The sequence below is a fragment of the Lysobacter yananisis genome (assembly GCF_031199375.1).
Lineage (GTDB): Bacteria > Pseudomonadota > Gammaproteobacteria > Xanthomonadales > Xanthomonadaceae > Lysobacter > Lysobacter yananisis.
This window is the reverse complement of the sequence record NZ_CP133568.1, coordinates 747,976-764,846: the sequence shown is the minus strand read 5'-3', so window position 1 is coordinate 764,846 and position 16,871 is coordinate 747,976. Positions and strand designations below refer to the sequence as shown.

17 protein-coding genes are annotated in these 16,871 nt (G+C 72.5%); 14 read left to right on the top strand and 3 right to left on the bottom strand.

Translation table 11 applies throughout. The features are described from left to right. Positions 1-43 precede the first annotated feature (43 nt). The 5 genes from RDV84_RS03320 (at position 44) to RDV84_RS03300 (ending at position 5,365) form a co-directional block, all read left to right on the top strand. Positions 44-1,231, top strand: coding sequence for a cystathionine beta-lyase (locus RDV84_RS03320; RefSeq protein WP_309152433.1), 1,188 nt, complete (start codon positions 44-46; stop codon positions 1,229-1,231). A gap of 172 nt (positions 1,232-1,403) precedes the next feature. Beyond that, positions 1,404-1,622: a hypothetical protein gene (locus RDV84_RS03315; protein ID WP_309152432.1), complete on the top strand. Its 219-nt coding sequence runs from the start codon at positions 1,404-1,406 to the stop codon at positions 1,620-1,622. A 510-nt stretch (positions 1,623-2,132) separates the two neighbouring features. Then, a complete protein-coding gene (locus RDV84_RS03310; protein ID WP_057946174.1) occupies positions 2,133-2,345 on the top strand; it encodes a ribbon-helix-helix protein, CopG family in 213 nt (70 codons plus the stop codon). A 279-nt stretch (positions 2,346-2,624) separates the two neighbouring features. Then, the gene (locus RDV84_RS03305; RefSeq protein ID WP_057946175.1) at positions 2,625-3,356 is read left to right on the top strand and encodes a response regulator; all 732 of its coding nucleotides are present in this window, start codon (positions 2,625-2,627) and stop codon (positions 3,354-3,356) included. Beyond that, complete coding sequence (locus RDV84_RS03300; RefSeq protein WP_309152431.1) at positions 3,353-5,365, top strand: ATP-binding protein; 2,013 nt, start codon at positions 3,353-3,355, stop codon at positions 5,363-5,365. The genes RDV84_RS03305 and RDV84_RS03300 overlap by 4 nt, the downstream gene beginning before the upstream one ends. 149 nt (positions 5,366-5,514) lie before the next feature. On the opposite strand, the gene RDV84_RS03295 is transcribed toward RDV84_RS03300, so the two are convergent. Beyond that, positions 5,515-6,276 carry a helix-turn-helix domain-containing protein gene (locus RDV84_RS03295; RefSeq protein WP_309152430.1) on the bottom strand — a complete coding sequence of 254 codons (762 nt, stop codon included), beginning with the start codon at positions 6,274-6,276 and terminating at the stop codon, positions 5,515-5,517. 202 nt (positions 6,277-6,478) lie between these two features. Here RDV84_RS03295 and RDV84_RS03290 point away from each other — a divergent pair, with 202 nt between their 5' ends. Further along, on the top strand, positions 6,479-7,321 hold the full coding sequence (locus RDV84_RS03290; protein ID WP_250446717.1) for a hypothetical protein: 843 nt from the start codon (positions 6,479-6,481) through the stop codon (positions 7,319-7,321). Between the two features lie 283 nt (positions 7,322-7,604). Here RDV84_RS03290 and RDV84_RS03285 read toward each other — a convergent pair whose 3' ends face one another. Next, complete coding sequence (locus tag RDV84_RS03285; protein WP_309152428.1) at positions 7,605-8,441, bottom strand: universal stress protein; 837 nt, start codon at positions 8,439-8,441, stop codon at positions 7,605-7,607. Positions 8,442-8,790: 349 nt separating this feature from the next. On the opposite strand from RDV84_RS03285, the gene cydP reads away from it, so the two are divergent. The 5 genes from cydP to RDV84_RS03260 are packed head-to-tail and all read left to right on the top strand — an operon-like array spanning position 8,791 to position 12,136. After that, positions 8,791-8,997, top strand: a complete 207-nt coding sequence (cydP, locus tag RDV84_RS03280) for a cytochrome oxidase putative small subunit CydP (protein ID WP_078996585.1) — start codon at positions 8,791-8,793, stop codon at positions 8,995-8,997. Positions 8,998-9,002: 5 nt separating this feature from the next. Further along, positions 9,003-10,565, top strand: a complete 1,563-nt coding sequence (locus tag RDV84_RS03275) for a cytochrome ubiquinol oxidase subunit I (protein WP_309152427.1) — start codon at positions 9,003-9,005, stop codon at positions 10,563-10,565. A gap of 10 nt (positions 10,566-10,575) precedes the next feature. Further along, a complete protein-coding gene (gene cydB / locus RDV84_RS03270) occupies positions 10,576-11,709 on the top strand; it encodes a cytochrome d ubiquinol oxidase subunit II (RefSeq protein WP_309152426.1) in 1,134 nt (377 codons plus the stop codon). After that, positions 11,709-11,834, top strand: coding sequence for a cytochrome bd-I oxidase subunit CydX (gene cydX, locus RDV84_RS03265; protein WP_078996588.1), 126 nt, complete (start codon positions 11,709-11,711; stop codon positions 11,832-11,834). Before cydB ends, cydX begins: the two co-directional genes overlap by 1 nt. Next, positions 11,834-12,136 carry a cyd operon YbgE family protein gene (locus RDV84_RS03260; RefSeq protein ID WP_250446678.1) on the top strand — a complete coding sequence of 101 codons (303 nt, stop codon included), beginning with the start codon at positions 11,834-11,836 and terminating at the stop codon, positions 12,134-12,136. Before cydX ends, RDV84_RS03260 begins: the two co-directional genes overlap by 1 nt. 4 nt (positions 12,137-12,140) lie before the next feature. Here the strand turns inward: RDV84_RS03260 and RDV84_RS03255 are convergent, their stop codons facing one another. After that, positions 12,141-12,764, bottom strand: a complete 624-nt coding sequence (locus tag RDV84_RS03255) for a LysE family translocator (protein ID WP_309152424.1) — start codon at positions 12,762-12,764, stop codon at positions 12,141-12,143. Between the two features lie 345 nt (positions 12,765-13,109). On the opposite strand from RDV84_RS03255, the gene RDV84_RS03250 reads away from it, so the two are divergent. The 3 genes from RDV84_RS03250 to RDV84_RS03240 are packed head-to-tail and all read left to right on the top strand — an operon-like array spanning position 13,110 to position 16,844. Further along, on the top strand, positions 13,110-14,858 hold the full coding sequence (locus RDV84_RS03250; RefSeq protein WP_309152423.1) for a serine hydrolase: 1,749 nt from the start codon (positions 13,110-13,112) through the stop codon (positions 14,856-14,858). Then, positions 14,842-16,086, top strand: a complete 1,245-nt coding sequence (locus RDV84_RS03245; RefSeq protein ID WP_309152422.1) for a sensor histidine kinase — start codon at positions 14,842-14,844, stop codon at positions 16,084-16,086. The genes RDV84_RS03250 and RDV84_RS03245 overlap by 17 nt, the downstream gene beginning before the upstream one ends. Continuing rightward, positions 16,083-16,844 carry a LytR/AlgR family response regulator transcription factor gene (locus tag RDV84_RS03240; protein ID WP_309152421.1) on the top strand — a complete coding sequence of 254 codons (762 nt, stop codon included), beginning with the start codon at positions 16,083-16,085 and terminating at the stop codon, positions 16,842-16,844. The genes RDV84_RS03245 and RDV84_RS03240 overlap by 4 nt, the downstream gene beginning before the upstream one ends. The last annotated feature ends 27 nt before the right edge of the window (positions 16,845-16,871 follow it).

Below are 16,871 nucleotides of genomic sequence, written 5' to 3'. Positions count from 1 at the left end.
CGTGCAGGCCGCGCCGCGCGCCGCCCTTATCGACGGACCGCCCATGCCCCCCGAATCGCTTCCCACCCCGCCCCTGGACTGGCGTACCAAACTCGCTCATCCCGACGCCGCCGCGCCGCCGGGCTTCCGCTCGCTCGTCACCCCGGTCTACCGCGGCTCGACCACCGTATTCGCCAGCGCCGCGCACGTGCACGACCACTGGGACCGGCGCGAAACCCCTTACACCTACGGCCTGTACGGCACCCCGACCACGCTGGAGCTGGCCGCGCGCATCGCCGAGCTGGAAGGCGGCGGCCTGACCTTCATCGCCCCGGGCGGCCAGGCCGCGATCGCCCTGGTCGACCTGGCCGTGCTCAAGGCCGGCGGCCATGTGCTGATCCCCGACTGCATCTACGGCCCGCACCGCGAGTTCTCCGACCGCTGGCTGAGCCGCTGGAACATCCGCGCCGAGTACTACGACCCGATGATCGGCGCCGGCATCGCCGCGCTGCTGCGCCCGCAGACCCAGTTGGTGTGGTGCGAGAGCCCGGGCTCGGTGACGATGGAAGTGCAGGACGTGCCGGCCATCGCCGCCGCCGCCCACGCCGCCGGCGTGCCGGTGGCGCTGGACAACACCTATGCGGCCGGCGTGTTCTTCGACGCCTTCGGCCACGGCGCCGACATCGCGGTGCAGGCGCTGACCAAATACATCGGCGGCCACAGTGACCTGTTGCTGGGTTCGGTCACCGTGCGCGACGAGGCGCTGTACCGCGCGCTCGGCGACGCCCAGCAACTGTTCGGCATGGGCGTCTCGCCCGACGATTGCAGCCTGGCGCTGCGCGGCCTGCAGACCCTGGGCGTGCGCCTGGACCACCTGCAGCGCAGCACGCTCGAGGTTGCGCAGTGGCTGCAGGCGCAGCCGCGAGTCGCGCGCGTGCGTCATCCGGCGTTGCCGGGCAGCCCCGGGCACGAGATTTGGAAGCGCGACTTCACCGGCTCGGCCAGCGTGTTCTCGGTCGAGTTCGACGCCGCGCTGGCGCAGGACGACCTGGTCGCCTTCATCGACCGCCTGCGCCTGTTCAAGATCGGCTACAGCTGGGGCGGCACCACCAGCCTGGTGGTGCCGCAGTTCTCGCTGCACCGCGACCTGCCGCGGGCCGGCCGCAATCTGGTGCGCTTCAACATCGGCCTGGAGCGCAGCGACGACCTGATCGAGGACCTGCGCGCCTCGCTGGCGCGCCTGCCGGGCTGAGCGCCGGCGCGCGGGCGTGCGCGAAACCACGAAGCAGCGCACGTTCGCAATGCGACACCGTCCCGGCCGGCGCAGCTGTGGCGTCGGCCGGCGCGCCTAACATCGCAGGACCGGCGCCGTGCGGCGCCGGCGGGCCCGGGCCCGACCATTGGCGATGCGAAGGAGAGCCACGATGAAGAAGCAAGGGACGATGCAGGCGAGGACGCTGGCGGCGTTCGCCGCGTTCGTGTTCGGCAGCGCGGCGGCGATGAGCGCCGGCGCCAACAGCTACGACTGCCAGCTGTGCTGGGACAATTACCACCGCTGCAAGAACACGCCGGAGTTCTGCGACGGGCAGTTGCAGGAATGCCTGCTGCGCGGCGACGGCAAGTACCCCTGTCCGCCGGCCTGAGCCGGGGCTGAGCCAGCCGGGCCGACGCGGCGATGCGCGGCCCGGCCGGCGCGTCGCGGCAGGAATTCGCGCGTATCGGTTCCGGCGCGGCGCGTGCGGCGCATTCCGAACAACAAGACCGGCGTGGGCGCGATATCGGGCGGACGACCTGCTGCCGCCGCGCGTGCCCGGCGGCGCAACGTCCGCGGCGGAGGCAGCGCGAACGCGCTTGCGGCGGCGCGCACCGCCGGAAAGTCGCAACAGTTTGTAACGAGTTTTCCATGATGTGCGTTCGCGCACGCGATTGCGTGCGCGGCGAAGCCGGGCGGGGCCTTCATACGGCGAACGCAACGTGGAAATGCGGATTTTGAGTGTATTTCGTGAGTATTAAGTGCTCAAAAAATCAGCTAATTAGCCTGTAAAAACGTAAAAAACATGATTCCCCGTATCAAAAAATGCAGGCCGCATAGGGAGAACGGCTATCGTGTGCGTTTGTTCAATTCCATACGCCACGTTCTCCCGGAGCGACCGATGAAGCACCAACGCATGACCCTGAGCCTGGAAGCGGGCGAGATGGCCGAACTCGAACAGATGGCCAAGCGCGGCAACTCCAACAAGACCGAGGTGATCCGGCGCGCGGTGCGCATCCACATGCTGCTGGAGCAGATGCGCAGCGAAGGCAAGGAACTGCACGTGCAGGACCAGCCGGATTCGCGCCAACTGGAGCGGCTGGTTTTCATCTGAGTCGCGCGGCCTGCGCAACCAGCGCGTGTTTCGATCGCGGTCGAGCCACGCAAGCGTCGGTAGCGCATAGCGACGCGACGGTTCGCCGCAACGGCCGCCGCCGTATCACGGCCGCGAGCCGCGCGTCTTGATCCGGATCAAGGCGTGCGCATGCCAGACCATGCGTACGCGCTCGCGCTACGCCGCAGCGCAGGCGACCGGCCGCGCTATTGCCGCTGCCTGCGAATCGTTCCATGCTTTCTGTGCCTTTCTTCCATAGCTGCCGTGCCAGTGAGCGCGATGCCTCCCAAATCCAGCGACGCCGTCGCGGCCGCGCAGCCGCGGCTGCTGCTGGTCGACGACGACGCCGACATCCTCGCCCTGCTGGTGCGTTACCTCGGCGCCAACGGTTGCAAGACCGCGACCGCCGCCAGCGCGGCGCAGGCGCGCGCGACCGTGGCCGCGGGCGGGATCGATCTGGTGCTGCTGGACCTGGGCCTGCCCGACGAGGACGGCCTGTCGCTGCTGCGCCACCTGCAGACCCAATGGCGCGGGCCGGTGATCGTGGTCAGCGGGCGCGGCGAAGCGGTCGATCGCGTGGTCGGGCTGGAACTGGGCGCCGACGACTACGTGGCCAAGCCGTTCGACCTGCGCGAACTGCTGGCGCGGGTGCGTTCGGTATTGCGCCGCGCCGCCGCGCCGGCGCCCGCGGCCGAATGCCTGGCGTTCGAAGGCTTTCGCCTGGACCTGTCGGCGCGCCGGCTGACCGACGCGACCGGCACCGAGATCGCGCTGACCACCGGCGAGTTCCAACTGTTGCGCGCGCTGCTGCAGCGGCCGCAGCAGGTGCTCAGCCGCGACGAACTCATGACCGCGCTGCACGGCCGCGAGGCCGGGCCGTACGACCGCACCATCGACGTCGCCATCGGCCGGCTGCGGCGCAAGATCGAGGCCGATCCGGCCGCGCCGGGCCTGATCAAGGCGGTGCGCGGCGCCGGCTACCTGTTCGCCGCCGCGGTCAGCGCGCGATGAGCGCGCGCGCGTCCTTCGCCGACCTGTTCGAGGCGGTGCCCGACGCGCTGCTGCTGGTCGACGGCGAGGGCCGCATCGTCCAGGCCAACGCCCAGGCCGAACGCTTGTTCGGCTACGCGCCCGGCGCATTGTTGCGGCTGCCGGTCGAGGCGTTGATCCCGGCCGCCGCGCGCGAGCGCCACCGTCGCTATCGCGAGCACTACATGGCCAAGCCGCACGTGCGGCCGATGGGCGTGACCGGGCAAAGCCTGATCGGGCTGCGCCCGGACGGCACCCAGTTCCCGGTCGAGATCGCGCTGAGCCCGATGGGCGGCGAACACGGGCCGCGCTATCTGGCCTCGGTGCGCGACATCTCCGAGACCCAGCGCGCGCGCCAGGCGCTGGTGCGCGCGCGCTACGACGCCTTGGCCGCGCGCATCGGCCAACTGGCGCTGGAAGCGCAGGACGAATCGGGCGTGGTCGACGCGCTGCCGCGATTGCTGGCCGCCGCGCTGGACATCGCCACGGTGGCGGTGCTGTTCGTATCCGGCGACCGCCAGAGCGTGGAAGTGCGCGCCAGCGTCGGCCTCGACGAAGGCGACGCGGTGGCGCCGGGCCTGGACGAGGCTTTGTTGCTGGCGCAGATCGGTGCCGGCGAAACCGTGCTGGCGGAGGACCTCGCCACCGCCGCCGCGGCGCGCTTCGCCCTGCCCGCGAGCGCCGGCAGCGGCGTGCTGGTGCCGCTGCTCGACCGCGGCCGGCCGATGGGCGCGCTGCTGGCGCTGGCGCCGCAGCCGCGCCACTTCGACCATGATGCGCTGCACCTGTTGCGCTCGGTCGCCAATCTCGCCGCCGCGTTCGTGCAGCGCCGCCGCACCGAGGAGCAGCTGGCGCATTCGCAACGGCTGGACGCGATCGGTCAGCTCACCGGCGGCATCGCCCACGATTTCAACAACCTGCTCACGGTGATGTCCGGCAGCCTGCAGTTGCTGGAAATGGAATGCGCGGACAAGCCCGAGGCCGGCGAGCTGATCGCCAGCGCGCTGCGTTCGGTCGGGCGCGGCGCCGAGCTGACCGGCAAGCTGCTGGCGTTCGCCCGGCGTCAACGCCTGAGCCCGCGCGCGGTCGATGTATCGGCGCTGTTGGGCGATGTCGAGAGCATGCTCAAGCGCACGCTCGGCGACAGCGTGCATCTGCATGTGGAATGCGGCGCCGGGCTGCCGCCGGCGTACGCCGATCCGGGGCAACTGGAGGCGGCGCTGCTGAACTTGGCCTTGAACGCGCGCGATGCGATGCCGCGCGGCGGCGAGATCGCGATCGAGGCCGGCGCTCATCGGGTCGCCGCCGAACGCAGCGCCGGCGACGGCGAGGCGGAACTGGCGGCCGGCGACTACCTGCGCCTGGCGGTGGCCGACACCGGCCGCGGCATGGCGCCGGAAACCCTGGCACGGGCGATGGAGCCGTTCTTCACCACCAAGGAAGCCGGGCGCGGCAGCGGCCTGGGCCTGAGCATGGTGTACGGCTTCGCCAAGCAGAGCGGCGGGCACCTGCGCATCGACAGCGCGCTGGGCTATGGCACCCGGGTGGAACTGTTCCTGCCCGTCGCGCGCGCGCGCGCCGAGGCGCCGGCACCGGCCGCCGGCGCGCACGCGAGCGGTCGCGGCGAGACCGTGCTGGTGGTCGAGGACGATGCGGCGGTGCGCGCGATCGCGGTGGCGTTCCTGCGTTCCTGCGGTTATCGCGTGGTCGCGGTCGACAACGCCGCCGAGGCCTTGCGCTATCTCGCCGGCGACGGCGAGGCGGCGGCGATGTTCAGCGACGTGATGCTCGGCGAGGGCATGAACGGCAAGGAGTTGGCGGCGGCGGCGCGGCGGTTGCGCACGGCCTTGCCGGTGGTGCTGACCTCCGGCTACGAAACCCCGGCGGTCGCCGCGGGCGAAAGCTTCGACCTGCTGCGCAAGCCGTACCGGCGAGAACAGGTGGCCGCCGCGATCGCGCGCGCGATCGCGGCCGGCCGCGACGGCGGCTAGCGCAAAGCGCCGCCTGCCTGAGGGAGCGCCTTCAGGCCCGACGCCTTCGGCTCCGATGCGATGCGGTTGGGTTGCGGCCTGATCGAAAAGCGTCGGGGTTGAAGCCCCTCCCGCAAAATTGTTGGGCAGCCTTCGAGTCCTTCGGGCCTTCAGTGCACGCGGCCGCCCGCGGCGAGCAATCCGCTCAGCGCGGCGCGATCGCGCAGGACGATCTCGCGGCCGGCGACTTCGATCAGCCCACGCGCCTGCAGCCGCGACAGCGAACGCGCCACCGTTTCCAGGGTCAGCGAGAGGAAATTGCCGAGTTCGGCGCGGGTCATGCGCAGTTGCAGGCATTCGCCGCTGAAGCCCAGCGCCTGCAGGCGCGCGGCCAGGTCGAACAAGAAGGTCACCACGCGCTGGTCGGCGCCGAGCGTGCCCAGCGCCAGCATCCAGTTCCAATCGCGGCGGATCTCCTGCGCCAGCAGCGCGGTGATGCGCTCCTGGAATTGCGGGCATTCGTTGCGCAGCCGCGCGAACGGGACTTCCCACAGCTCGCCGGTGTCCAGCGCGACCGCGTCGCAGGCGTAGGCGTTCATGTCCAGCGCGTCCAGGCCGAGCAGGTCGCCGCGCATGCGGAAGCCGGTGATCTTCTCGCGCCCGTCTTCGCTGACCAGCGCGGTCTTGAAGAAACCCGCGTGGACCAGGTACAGCGCGGTGCGCGGCTGGCCGGCGCGGAACACGTGCTGCTTGGCGCGCACGCGCCGGCGCTGCAGCGGCAGGCCCAGGCGCGGCAACTCGCGTTGCAGCCACGATTCCAGCGCGGCGTCGCCGGCCTGCGATGCCGCGGCGCAACCGGCGTCGGCGAACTCTGCATCGGCGAAGTCGGCGGCGTGGCCGGTTTCGGCGGGGACGGTGCGGTCGAGCAGCATGGCGGCGGTTCCGGTTCGGCGTGTGGGCTGCGCGCAGGCTAGGCGCGCGGCCGCGCGCGGCGATGCGGAGGCGGTAACCGGCGGTAACGGTTTGTAACGCCGACGCCGGCGCGCGGAGTTGATCCCGATCAACAACGCCTTGCGAACCGCGTGCACAGTGACTGCGAGCGGGCGCGTCCCGCGTCCGCCGGACCCGCGCCCCGTGACCCGCCTGACCCGATTCACCGATCCGCACGCCGTCGACCTGTGGGACACCCGGTTCCGCTGGCGCAGCGGCGAGCGCCTGCGCGACCGCACGGTCGACGCCACCTGGCAGCGGGTGGCGTCGACGTTGGCGGCGGTCGGCGGCGACAGCGGTTACTGGTGCAGCCGCTACGTCGCCGCGTTCGGCGCCTGGCAGGTTCTGCCCGATCCGCGCCTGCTGCGCCGCGCCGGCACCGATCGCGCGATGCCGCCGCTGCGCGCGCCGCGCGCCGCGCTCAACGCCGGCGCGTTCGTGCTCGACGCCGGCAGCGCGCGCGCGCGCTTCGATCACGACCGCTTCGCCATCGCCGCGGCGCTGGCGGTGCGCATGCTCGACGATGCCGCGGTGGCGTTCGGCGCCGACAGCGGCCGCCTGCGTGTGGAAGTGGGCGTGATCGGCCTGGCCGATGCGTTGGCGCGGATGGGCGTGGACTACCTGGGCGACGCGGCGCCGGCGCAAACGCAGGCGATCGCCCGTTCGCTGGCGCTGGGCTGCCTGCAAGGCGCCGGGCGGCTGTCGCGCGAGCGCGGCGCGCGCGCGGGCGACGACGAGTTGGCCGCGGCATGGACCGCCCGCGAAGTGCCGGCAGCCCTGGCCGAAGCGGTCTCCGCCAATCGCCGCCACGCCCGCCTGACCCGGGTGCGGCCGCAGCCGGCGTTGGCGCGGCTGGCCAACGGTGCCAGCGACGGCATCGAGCCGGCGCGCGGCGCGGCCGAACCTGGCCCGCTGCGCGCAGCCAGGACGCGGATAGCCGCGGCGATGCAGCCATGGATCGACGCGCCGGTGCGGACGCGGTCGTAAGACTCTGCGGCCCGTGTAGGAGCGGTGCGAGCGGCGAGCGCGACACTGCGTTTGCGGCGGAAGCTTCGTTTCGTCGTCGTGTGGCCAGCCGGGTGGTGTTGGTCTCGGCGTAGCCGCGGTGGCGCGGTCGCGACTTGCGTCGCTCCTACAGGAGGTGGCCGCGGCATCGGTACCGTCCTGTAGGAGCGACGCAAGTCGCGACCGCGAGACTGCGCTTGCGGTGGAAGCGTTGTTTCGTCGTCGTGTGGCCGCTCGGATGGAAGCGAACGCCTCCGACGCGGCCTCAGTGTCCGAAGAACACCGGCAGTTGCGCCGACAGCAGCAGTTCCCGGGTCACTCCGCCCAACACCCATTCGCGCAGGCGCGAATGGCCGTAGCCGCCGGCGACCAGCAGTTGCACGCCGCTGCGTTCGGCGTAGTCGAGCAGCACTTCGGCGACGCTGTGCTCGCCCGCGCGCAGGTTGACCAGGTCGGTGGGGATGCTGTGGCGGACCAGGTGGGCGACCATGCGCCGGGCCGAGTCCAGCGCGGGGTCGTCGTCGCCGCGGCCGATCACCACCAGTTCGACCAGGCCGGCGTCGGCCAGCAGCGGCAGCGCGTCGTGCACGGCGCGCGCGGTCGGGCGCGTGGGTTGCCAGGCGACCATCGCCCGCCGCAGCGGCAGGGTCGGGCCGCTGGCGGGCGGGACCACCAGCACCGGGCGGCCGGATTCGAGCAGCAGCGCGGTGAACCACGCGTGCAGCGCGGCGGCGCCGTCGGCGCGGCCGCCGCTGCCGGCGAGCAGGCACAGGTCGGCGTCGAAGGCTTCGCGCGCCACCGTGTGCGGCGCGTCGGCGTACAGCGCCTCGACCGCGCGCGCGTCCCAGCACACGGTTTCGTCGTCCAGGCGCGCCTTGAGTTCGGCCAGGCGCTGTTGGCCGCGCTCGCGCAGCGCGTCGTACACGCCGCCGCCGGTCGGGTCGGGGACCATGTCCCACGCATGGCTGATCGGCACCGGCAAGTCGACGCTTTCCAGCACCGACAGACGGGCGCTGTGGCGCGCGGCGAGTTTCACCGCCAGGCGCAGCGCGTCGGCTTCGCCGGCGCTGCCGGTCATCGGGATCATCAGGTCCTTGTACATGTGCGTTCTCCGCGGCCGGATCGGCTCCGGCCCGTTGCCGCCTGTCCGCGCGCGCCGGCCCGCGTGGCGCTGGCCTGGGTCGTGCCGGTCCCGGCGCTTGGCCGCCGCCGCCCGTTCATTAGCGCCGGCCGCGCGCGCGCGGTGTTGATCCGGATCAAGCCGCGGCGGTGACCGGCGGCGGCGTTCGCCGCGCGCGGGCGCGAACGCGCGCGGACCGCACGCATAAACGGGGCGGGCGCGGCGGCCTCGCCGGCGCGGCACCGGCCCGATCGGCGGGCGGCTTGACCTGGATCAACACGCCACCGGCTGCGTTCGCGTCGAATGCTCGCAGATTCCCCGGGAGCCGGCCGTGAAAAGTCCGCAAGCGCAGGTCGATGAACGCGGCGCCGCCGCGTCGCCGCCGCGCTGGCGCGCGGCGCTGTTGCGCCGCATCGCGCTGACCATCGCCGCCAAGCTGGCGCTGCTGACGCTGCTGTACCTGCTGTTCTTCTCGCCCTCGCACCGCCCGCCCGTCGATGCCGGCGCGGTCGACCGGCTCCTCCTGCAAGCAAGGTGAACCCCATGCCGGACCTGTACGTCGTCGATCTGTCGCGCCTGCAATTCGCGCTGACAGCGCTGTATCACTTCCTGTTCGTGCCGCTGACCATCGGCCTGGCGCTGATCATGGCGATCATGGAGAGCGTCTACGTGATGAGCGGGCGCGCGATCTGGAAACAGATGACCCGGTTCTGGGGCGTGCTGTTCGGGATCAACTTCGCCATGGGCGTGGCCACCGGCATCACCATGGAATTCCAGTTCGGCACCAACTGGGCCTATTACTCGCATTACGTCGGCGACATCTTCGGCGCGCCGCTGGCGATCGAAGGGCTGATGGCGTTCTTCCTGGAGAGCACCTTCGTCGGCCTGTTCTTCTTCGGCTGGGACCGGCTCAGCAAGCTGCAGCACCTGACCGTGACCTGGCTGACCGCGCTGGGCGCGAACCTGTCGGCGCTGTGGATCCTGATCGCCAACGGCTGGATGCAGAACCCGGTCGGCGCGGAATTCAACTTCCACACCATGCGCATGGAGATCACCGACTTCGCCGCGGTGGTGTTCAACCCGGTCGCCCAGGCCAAGTTCGTGCACACCGTCAGCGCCGGCTACGTCACCGGCGCGATGTTCGTGCTGTCGATCAGCGCCTGGTACCTGTTGCGCGGGCGCAACGTCGAGATCGCCAAGCGTTCGATGGTGGTCGCGGCGAGCTTCGGCCTGGCCTCGGCGCTGTCGGTGGCGGTGCTCGGCGACGAGAGCGGCTACACCGCGTCGGAAAACCAGAAGATGAAGGTCGCCGCGATCGAGGCCGAATGGCGCACCCATCCGGCACCGGCCGCGTTCACCGCGTTCGGCATCCCCGACATGGAAAAGCGCGAGACCGCGCACGCGATCCGCATTCCGTGGGCGCTGGGCCTGATCGCCACGCGTTCGCTCGACGGCGAGGTGGCCGGCATCCACGACCTGGTCGAGGACAACCGCGAACGCATCCGTCGCGGCATCGGCGCCTACCAGGCGCTGCGCGAGCTGCGCGCCGACCGCGACGACGCCGAAAAACAAGCCGCGTTCATGGCCCTGCGCGACGACCTCGGCTTCGGCCTGTTGACCCTGCGCTACACCACTGACCCGGCCAGCGCCGACGAAGCGATCATCGAACGCGCCGCGTGGAGCACGGTGCCGAACGTGCCGGTGCTGTTCTGGTCGTTCCGGATCATGGTCGCGCTGGGGTTCTACTTCATCGTCCTGTTCGCCGCGGCGTTCTGGCTGGCCACGCGCAACCGCCTGGAAACGCGCTGGTTCCTGCGCATCGCGCTGTACAGCCTGCCGCTGCCGTGGGTCGCGGCGGAACTGGGCTGGATCGTGGCCGAGGTCGGCCGCCAGCCCTGGGCGATCGACGGCGTGCTGCCGACCTTCCTCGGCGTCTCGGCGACCAACTCCACCCAGGTGATCGCCAGCCTGGTCGGCTTCGTCGTGCTCTACACCGGATTGGCCGTGGTCGACGCGGTGCTGATGCTGCGCGCGATCCGCTCCGGACCCGACCGGCTGAAGTTCTGGCCCGCCACCCGCACCGCGCCCGCCGCGGACACCGCCTGAGGCCACGACCATGATCGACTACGCACTGTTGCGCGAACTGTGGTGGCTGCTGCTGGGCGTGCTGCTGATCGGCTTCGCCCTCACCGACGGCTACGACCTGGGCCTGGGCGCGATCCTGCGCCTGATCGGCCGCGACGACGTCGAACGGCGCATGGCGCTGGAGGCGATCGAACCGAACTGGGAAGGCAACCAGGTCTGGTTCATCCTCGGCGGCGGCGCGGTGTTCGCGGCGTGGCCGCTGCTGTACGCGGCCTCGTTCTCGGCGTTGTACTTCGCCATGTTCCTGCTACTGGTGGCGCTGATCCTGCGTCCGGTCGGCTTCGCCTTCCGCAACCGTCTGCCGCACGCGCGCTGGCGCGGCGCCTGGGACTGGGCGTTGACCATCGCCGGCGCGGTGCCGTCGCTGGTGTTCGGCGTCGCGTTCGGCAACCTGTTCCTGGGCGTGCCGTTCCACTTCACCGAGCAGCTGCTGCCGGTGTTCGATGGCAGTTTCCTCGGCCTGTTCCATCCGTTCGCGTTGTTGGCGGGCGTGGTGAGCCTGGCGATGCTGGTGATGCACGGCGCCAGCTATGCGGCGATGCGGGTCGAAGACCCGGTCGGCGCGCGCGCGCGGCGCATCGCCCGCATCGCCGCGGCGGCGACGATCGCCGCGTTCGCCGGCGCCGGCGCGTGGCTGCGTTCGCTGCCGGGCACGGCGATAGTGGGCACGTGGAACACCGGCGCGCCGTCGGACCCGCTGGCCAAGCAGGCCATCGCCGTCGACGGCGGCTGGCTGGCGAACTACGCGCTGCAGCCGTGGCTGATCGCGCTGCCGGCGCTGGCGTTCGCGGCGTTGCTGGCGGTGGCGCTGCTGCGTTCGCGCCGCTGGAGCTTCATCGCCAGCGGCGTCGCGGTGGCCTGCATCATCCTCACCGCCGGCGCCTCGCTGTTCCCGTTCCTGATGCCCTCGGCCACCGATCCCGCGCACGGCCTGACCGTGTGGGACGCGTCCTCCAGCCAGCGCACGCTGGGGATCATGCTGGTGGCCGCGGCGATCTTCCTGCCGCTGATCCTGGCCTACACCGCGTGGGCGTTCCGGGTCATGCGCGGCACCATCACCCGCGCCCATGTGCAGGCGCAGGGCGAACACGAAGGAGGTTACTGATGTGGTACTTCGCCTGGATCCTCGGCCTCGCCCTGGCCTGCAGCTTCGGCGTGCTCAACGCGATGTGGTTCGAGATGCGCGAGGACGACGAACAGTCGCGCGCGCAGGCGCGGCGGGGCCGTTGATGGACGTCGCCGACGCCGCCGAGCGCGCCGCGCCCGCCGGCGGCTGGGCGCGCGCGCTGTCGCTGCTGCTGGCCGCGTCGCTGTCGCTGGCGCTGTTGTTCCTGCCGGCCATGCGCGGCGCCGAACTCGGCCCCGGCGCGCACGGCCTGCTGACGCCGCTGGTGGCGGCGATCTGCGCCGGCTTCGTCCACGGCGTCGGTTTCCGCCCGCGGCGAGCCTGGGCGCGCGCGTTGCTGCATCCGGCGCTGCTGTGGCCGCTGATGCTGGGGCTGGCCGCGCTGTGGACGCGCAGCCTGCTGTAGCGCCTCAGCGCTGGGCGGTGGCGAGCTTGGCCGCGAGCCCGGCGAACACCGCCGCGGCGGCGCGGTTCATCCAGCGCTGGGCGCGCTGCGAACGCGCGAAGCGCTGGCCGACCGCGCCCGCGCTCAGCGCCAGCGCGCCGAACACCAGCGCGGTGGCGAGGATGAACGTCGCGCCCAGCGCCAACATCTGCAGGGTCACCGAGCCGGCCTGCTTGTCGACGAACTGCGGCAGGAACGCGAGGAAGAAGATCGAGACCTTGGGGTTGCTGACGTTCATGACGATGCCGCGCAGGTACAGCCTGCCGGCGTCGCCGCGCGCGCCTGCGCCTGCGTCGATCGTCATCGTCGGGGCGCGCAGCGACTGCCAGGCCAGGTACAGCAGATAGGCCGCGCCGGCGTACTTGAGCAGGTCGAAGGCCAGCCGCGAGCGCTCGAACAACGCCGCCACGCCGAGCGCCACCGCGGCGGTGTGGACCAGCAGGCCGCTGCACAGCCCCAGCACCACCCACAACCCGGCGCGCTTGCCGCGCAGCGCGGACTGGGTCAGCACGAAGACGTTGTCCGGGCCCGGCACCACGGCCAGGAACAGCGCGGTGGCGAAGAAGGCGGCGAGGGTCTGCGGGTCCATGGGCGGCTCCAGGGCGGGGGTTTCATTGGAGGCGAGGGCGGGGCGGCGCGCAAGCGGCGCGCATCGCTTCGGTCGCTGCCTGTAGGAGCGGCGCAAGCCGCGACCGCGCGACCGCCCGCGCCGGCGCGGGCCTGTCTCGCGCGTGCGGCTTCGAACCGGGATCGCGGGTCGCGCCGGCGGGCGCTGTGGCGCGGTCGCGGCTTGCGCCGCTCCTACAGGGGCTTCCGGCCGCTTCATCGCGCGTTGGCCGCATTTCGTCGCCGCGGATCGCGGACCGGTCGCAGACCCGGGCGCGCGGCGGCGCGGCGGGCGAGGCTGGCGTCTTTCCGCGAAAGGAGTCCGCCGATGAATCCGTCCCGCCCCCTGCGTCCCCTCCTGGCCGGCGCCGCCCTCGCGGCGGCCCTGGCCGCCGCCGCTCCCGCCATCGCCGCGCCGGCCCAGTCCGCCGCCGCCGATGAAGGGTCGTCGTCCGCGCTCGCCGCCGCGCTGCGCGCCCGCCTCGACGGCGACCGCAGCGGCGCCTGCTGGGCCGCGGCGCTGATCGACGGCGAGCGCGTGCAGCGCGCCTTCGCCTGCGTCGATCCGCGACAGGCCGCGCGCATCGGCCCGGATGCCGCGTTCGAGATCGGCTCGATCAGCAAGACCATGACCGCGGCGCTGCTGGCCGAACTGATCCGCGCCGGCCGCGCCTCGCTCGACGATCCGCTGGCCGATTACCTGCCGGCCGGCGCGCGCGTGCCGGCGTTCGAAGGCCGGCCGATCCGCCTGCGCGACGTGGTCACCCACCGCTCCGGGTTGCCCGCGCTGCCGCCGGGCGTGGCGCTGGACCCGGCCGATCCCTACGCCCGGCTCGACATCGCCACGCTGGTCGGCGCGCTCGCGAAGGTCGAGCTCAGCGCGCCGCCGGGCCGCGACTTCGCCTATTCCAACTACGCGATGATGCTGCTGTCCTACGCGGTCGCGCACCGCGCCGGAACCGACTACGAAACCCTGCTGCGGCAAGGCCTGCTGCAGCCGTTGGGCATGCGCGGCGCCTACGTGGACCGCGCGCCCGAGGGCGTGCGCGCGGTCGCCGGCCGGCTGCCCAACGGCCAGGCCACGCCGGCCTGGCGCTTCGGCGCCGACCTGGCCGGCGTCGGCGGGGTGCGCGCCACCCTCGACGACATGGTCCGCTACGCCCAGGCCGGGCTGGCGCGCGAGGCGGCGCCCGGCGAGGACGCCATCGCCGCCGTGCAGCGGACCCTGCAACCGTTGCCGGGCCAGCCGCCGATGGGGATGAACTGGATGCTGCTGGAACACGGCGGCCGCACCCTGGCCGAACACGCCGGCGGCACCGGCGGCTTCTCGTCCTACCTCGCCCTGGACCGCGCGCGCGGCCGCGCCGTGGTGCTGCTGTCGGACACCTCGCTGAGCGCGACCGGCGGGTTGGCCGGGTTCGGCCGCCATCTGCTCGACCCGGACTTCCCCGCCGAGCGCGCGCGCAAGGCGGCCACGCCGGATGCGGCCGTGCTCGACGGCTTGGCCGGCGACTACTCGCTGGCCGGCTTGCCGACCACGCTGCGCCGGCGCGGCGGCGCGCTGACCGTGCAGGCGCAGGGGCAGCCCGAGTTCGAGTTGGGCTACGACGACCACGGCGATTTCTACCCGCTGCAGTTCGATGCGCTGCTGCGCCCGCTGCGCGGCGCCGATGGCCGCTACGGCTTCGTGTGGAACCAGGGCGGCGGCAGCGTGGCGGCGCAGCGCAGCGCGCCGGCCGCCACGTCGGCGCCCGCCGAAGCCGGATCTTCCAAAGCCGTGCCCTCCAAAGCCGCCTCCGCCAAAGCCGCTCCGGCCCCGGCCACGCAGCGCCTGGGCGATTTCGTCGGCGACTACCCGCTGGCGCCGGGCTTCGTGCTGAGCATCGGCGAACGCGACGGCGCGCTGTACGCGCAGGCCACCGGCCAGGGGGCGCTGCGCCTGATCGCCGACGGCGCCGACCGCTTCCGCACCGAAGGCGTGGACGCGCGGATCGCGTTCGAACGCGGCGGCGATGGCAAGATCGCCGGACTGACCCTGCACCAGAACGGACAAGCGATTCATGCCCCGCGCCGCTGACGCCGCCCCGCCAAGCCTTGCCGGACCCGCGCTCGACCGCGCGCTGCCCGCCGACGTGCAGATCGGCGGGCACCAGGTGTGGGACCGCTACAAGCGCTATCCGGTGTTCAGCCGGCCGTGGCTGCGCGGGCGCAGCGCGATGTTCGCGCTGGTGGCGACGCTGTTCGCCGCCGCCACCGCGGTCGGCGTGTACGTGATGAGCCGTTCCTGGGCCTCGGCGCTGGTCAGCGCGCCGCTGCAGTTCGCGTTCTGGATGGTGGTCACCTCGGCCGGCCCGGCCCTGGCGGTCGCGGCGCGCCATCGCGGCTGGCCGCCGCGGCGCGAGCGCGCGGCGATCTTCGCGGCGATCGCGCTGGGCGTGGTGCTGGCGTTCCTGGCCGATGCGGCGGCCTCGAAGTGGACGGTCGAACTGATGGGCGAGCGGGCGCGCCAGACCGCCGCCCAGGCCTCGGCGCCGCCGCCGCCGGCCTGGCGTTGGCTGTTGGCCGCGCTGTCGCTGGCGCTGGAAGGCCTGCTGTACGCGCTGCTCGGCGGCGCGCTGGCGCTGTACGCCTACCTGAGCGAGGCCTCGCGCTGGCAGGCCAGCCTGGAGCGTCGGCGCTACCTCGCGCTCGACGAGAGCAACCGCCGCACCGAACTGCAGCTGGGCGTGCTGCAGGCCCAGGTCGAGCCGCATTTCCTGTTCAACACCCTGGCCTCGGTGCGCGCGCTGGTGCGGCCCGATCCGCAGCGCGCGGAGGCGACGCTGGACGCCTTGGTCGGCTATCTGCGCGCCACCATCCCCAAGCTGCGCGAAGGCGAGGCGCGGCTGGACGCGGAACTGGGCCAGCAACTCGACATCTGCGCCAGCTATCTCGAAGTGATGCGGCTGCGCACCGACGGCCGGCTCAGCCACGCGGTGCAGGCGCCGGCGGCGGTACGGTTGCTGCCGTGCCCGCCGCTGCTGCTGATTCCGCTGGTGGAGAACGCGGTCAAGCACGGCATCGAACCGCGCAGCGGCCCGGGCCGGATCGAACTGCGCGCGCGCCGCGACGGCGACTGGCTGGAACTGGAAGTCGCCGACGACGGCGTCGGCCTGCGCACCGGCGTCGGCGGCGGCGTGGGCTTGGCCAACGTGCGCGCGCAACTCGCCGCGCGCTTCGGCGAGCCCGCCACGCTGCAGCTGTGCTCGCGCCGCGAGGGCGGCACACTGGCGCGGGTGCGCCTGCCGCTGGAGCGCCCGGCATGAGCGAGCGCATCCTCGCCGTGCTCGCCGAAGACGAAGCGCCGCAGCGGCAGGCGTTGCTGGAGGCGCTGGCGCAGGCGTGGCCCGAACTCGACGTCGCCGCCTGCGAGGACGGCGACGAAGCCTTGCAGGCGGTGCGCGCGCTGCGTCCGCAGGTCGCGTTCCTGGACATCCGCATGCCCGCGGTCGGCGGCCTGGACGTCGCGCGCGAAGCCATCGCCGGCGGCGCGCTGGTGGTGTTCACCACCGCCTACGACGAATACGCGGTGCGCGCGTTCGAAGCCGGCGCCGCCGACTACCTGCTCAAGCCGGTGAGCCGCGAGCGCCTCGATCAAGCGGTGGCGCGCGTGCGCGAGCGCCTGCGCCAGGCCCGCCCGGACGACTGGCGCGCGCGCCTGGATGCGCTGGAGGCGCAGTTGCGGCCGCAGGGCGACCGGTTGATCCGCTGGATCGGCGCCAGCGTCGGCGACAGCGTGCGCATGATCGGCATCGACGAAGTCGTGTACTTCCAGGCCCAGGAGAAATACGTGCGGGTGGTGACCGGCGACGGCGAAGCGCTGGTGCGCACGCCGGTCAAGGAACTGCTGGCCGGGCTCGACCCGACGCTGTTCTGGCAGGTGCATCGCGGCCTGGTGGTGCGGGTGGCGGCGATCGACCGCGTGCGCCGCAACGAACTGGGCCGGCACGAGCTGAGCTTGAAAGCGCGCGCGGAAATATTGCCGGTGAGCGCGGCGTTCGCGAACCGCTTTCGCGGGATGTAGCGCGCGCGCCGCGACTTCGCGCACAGC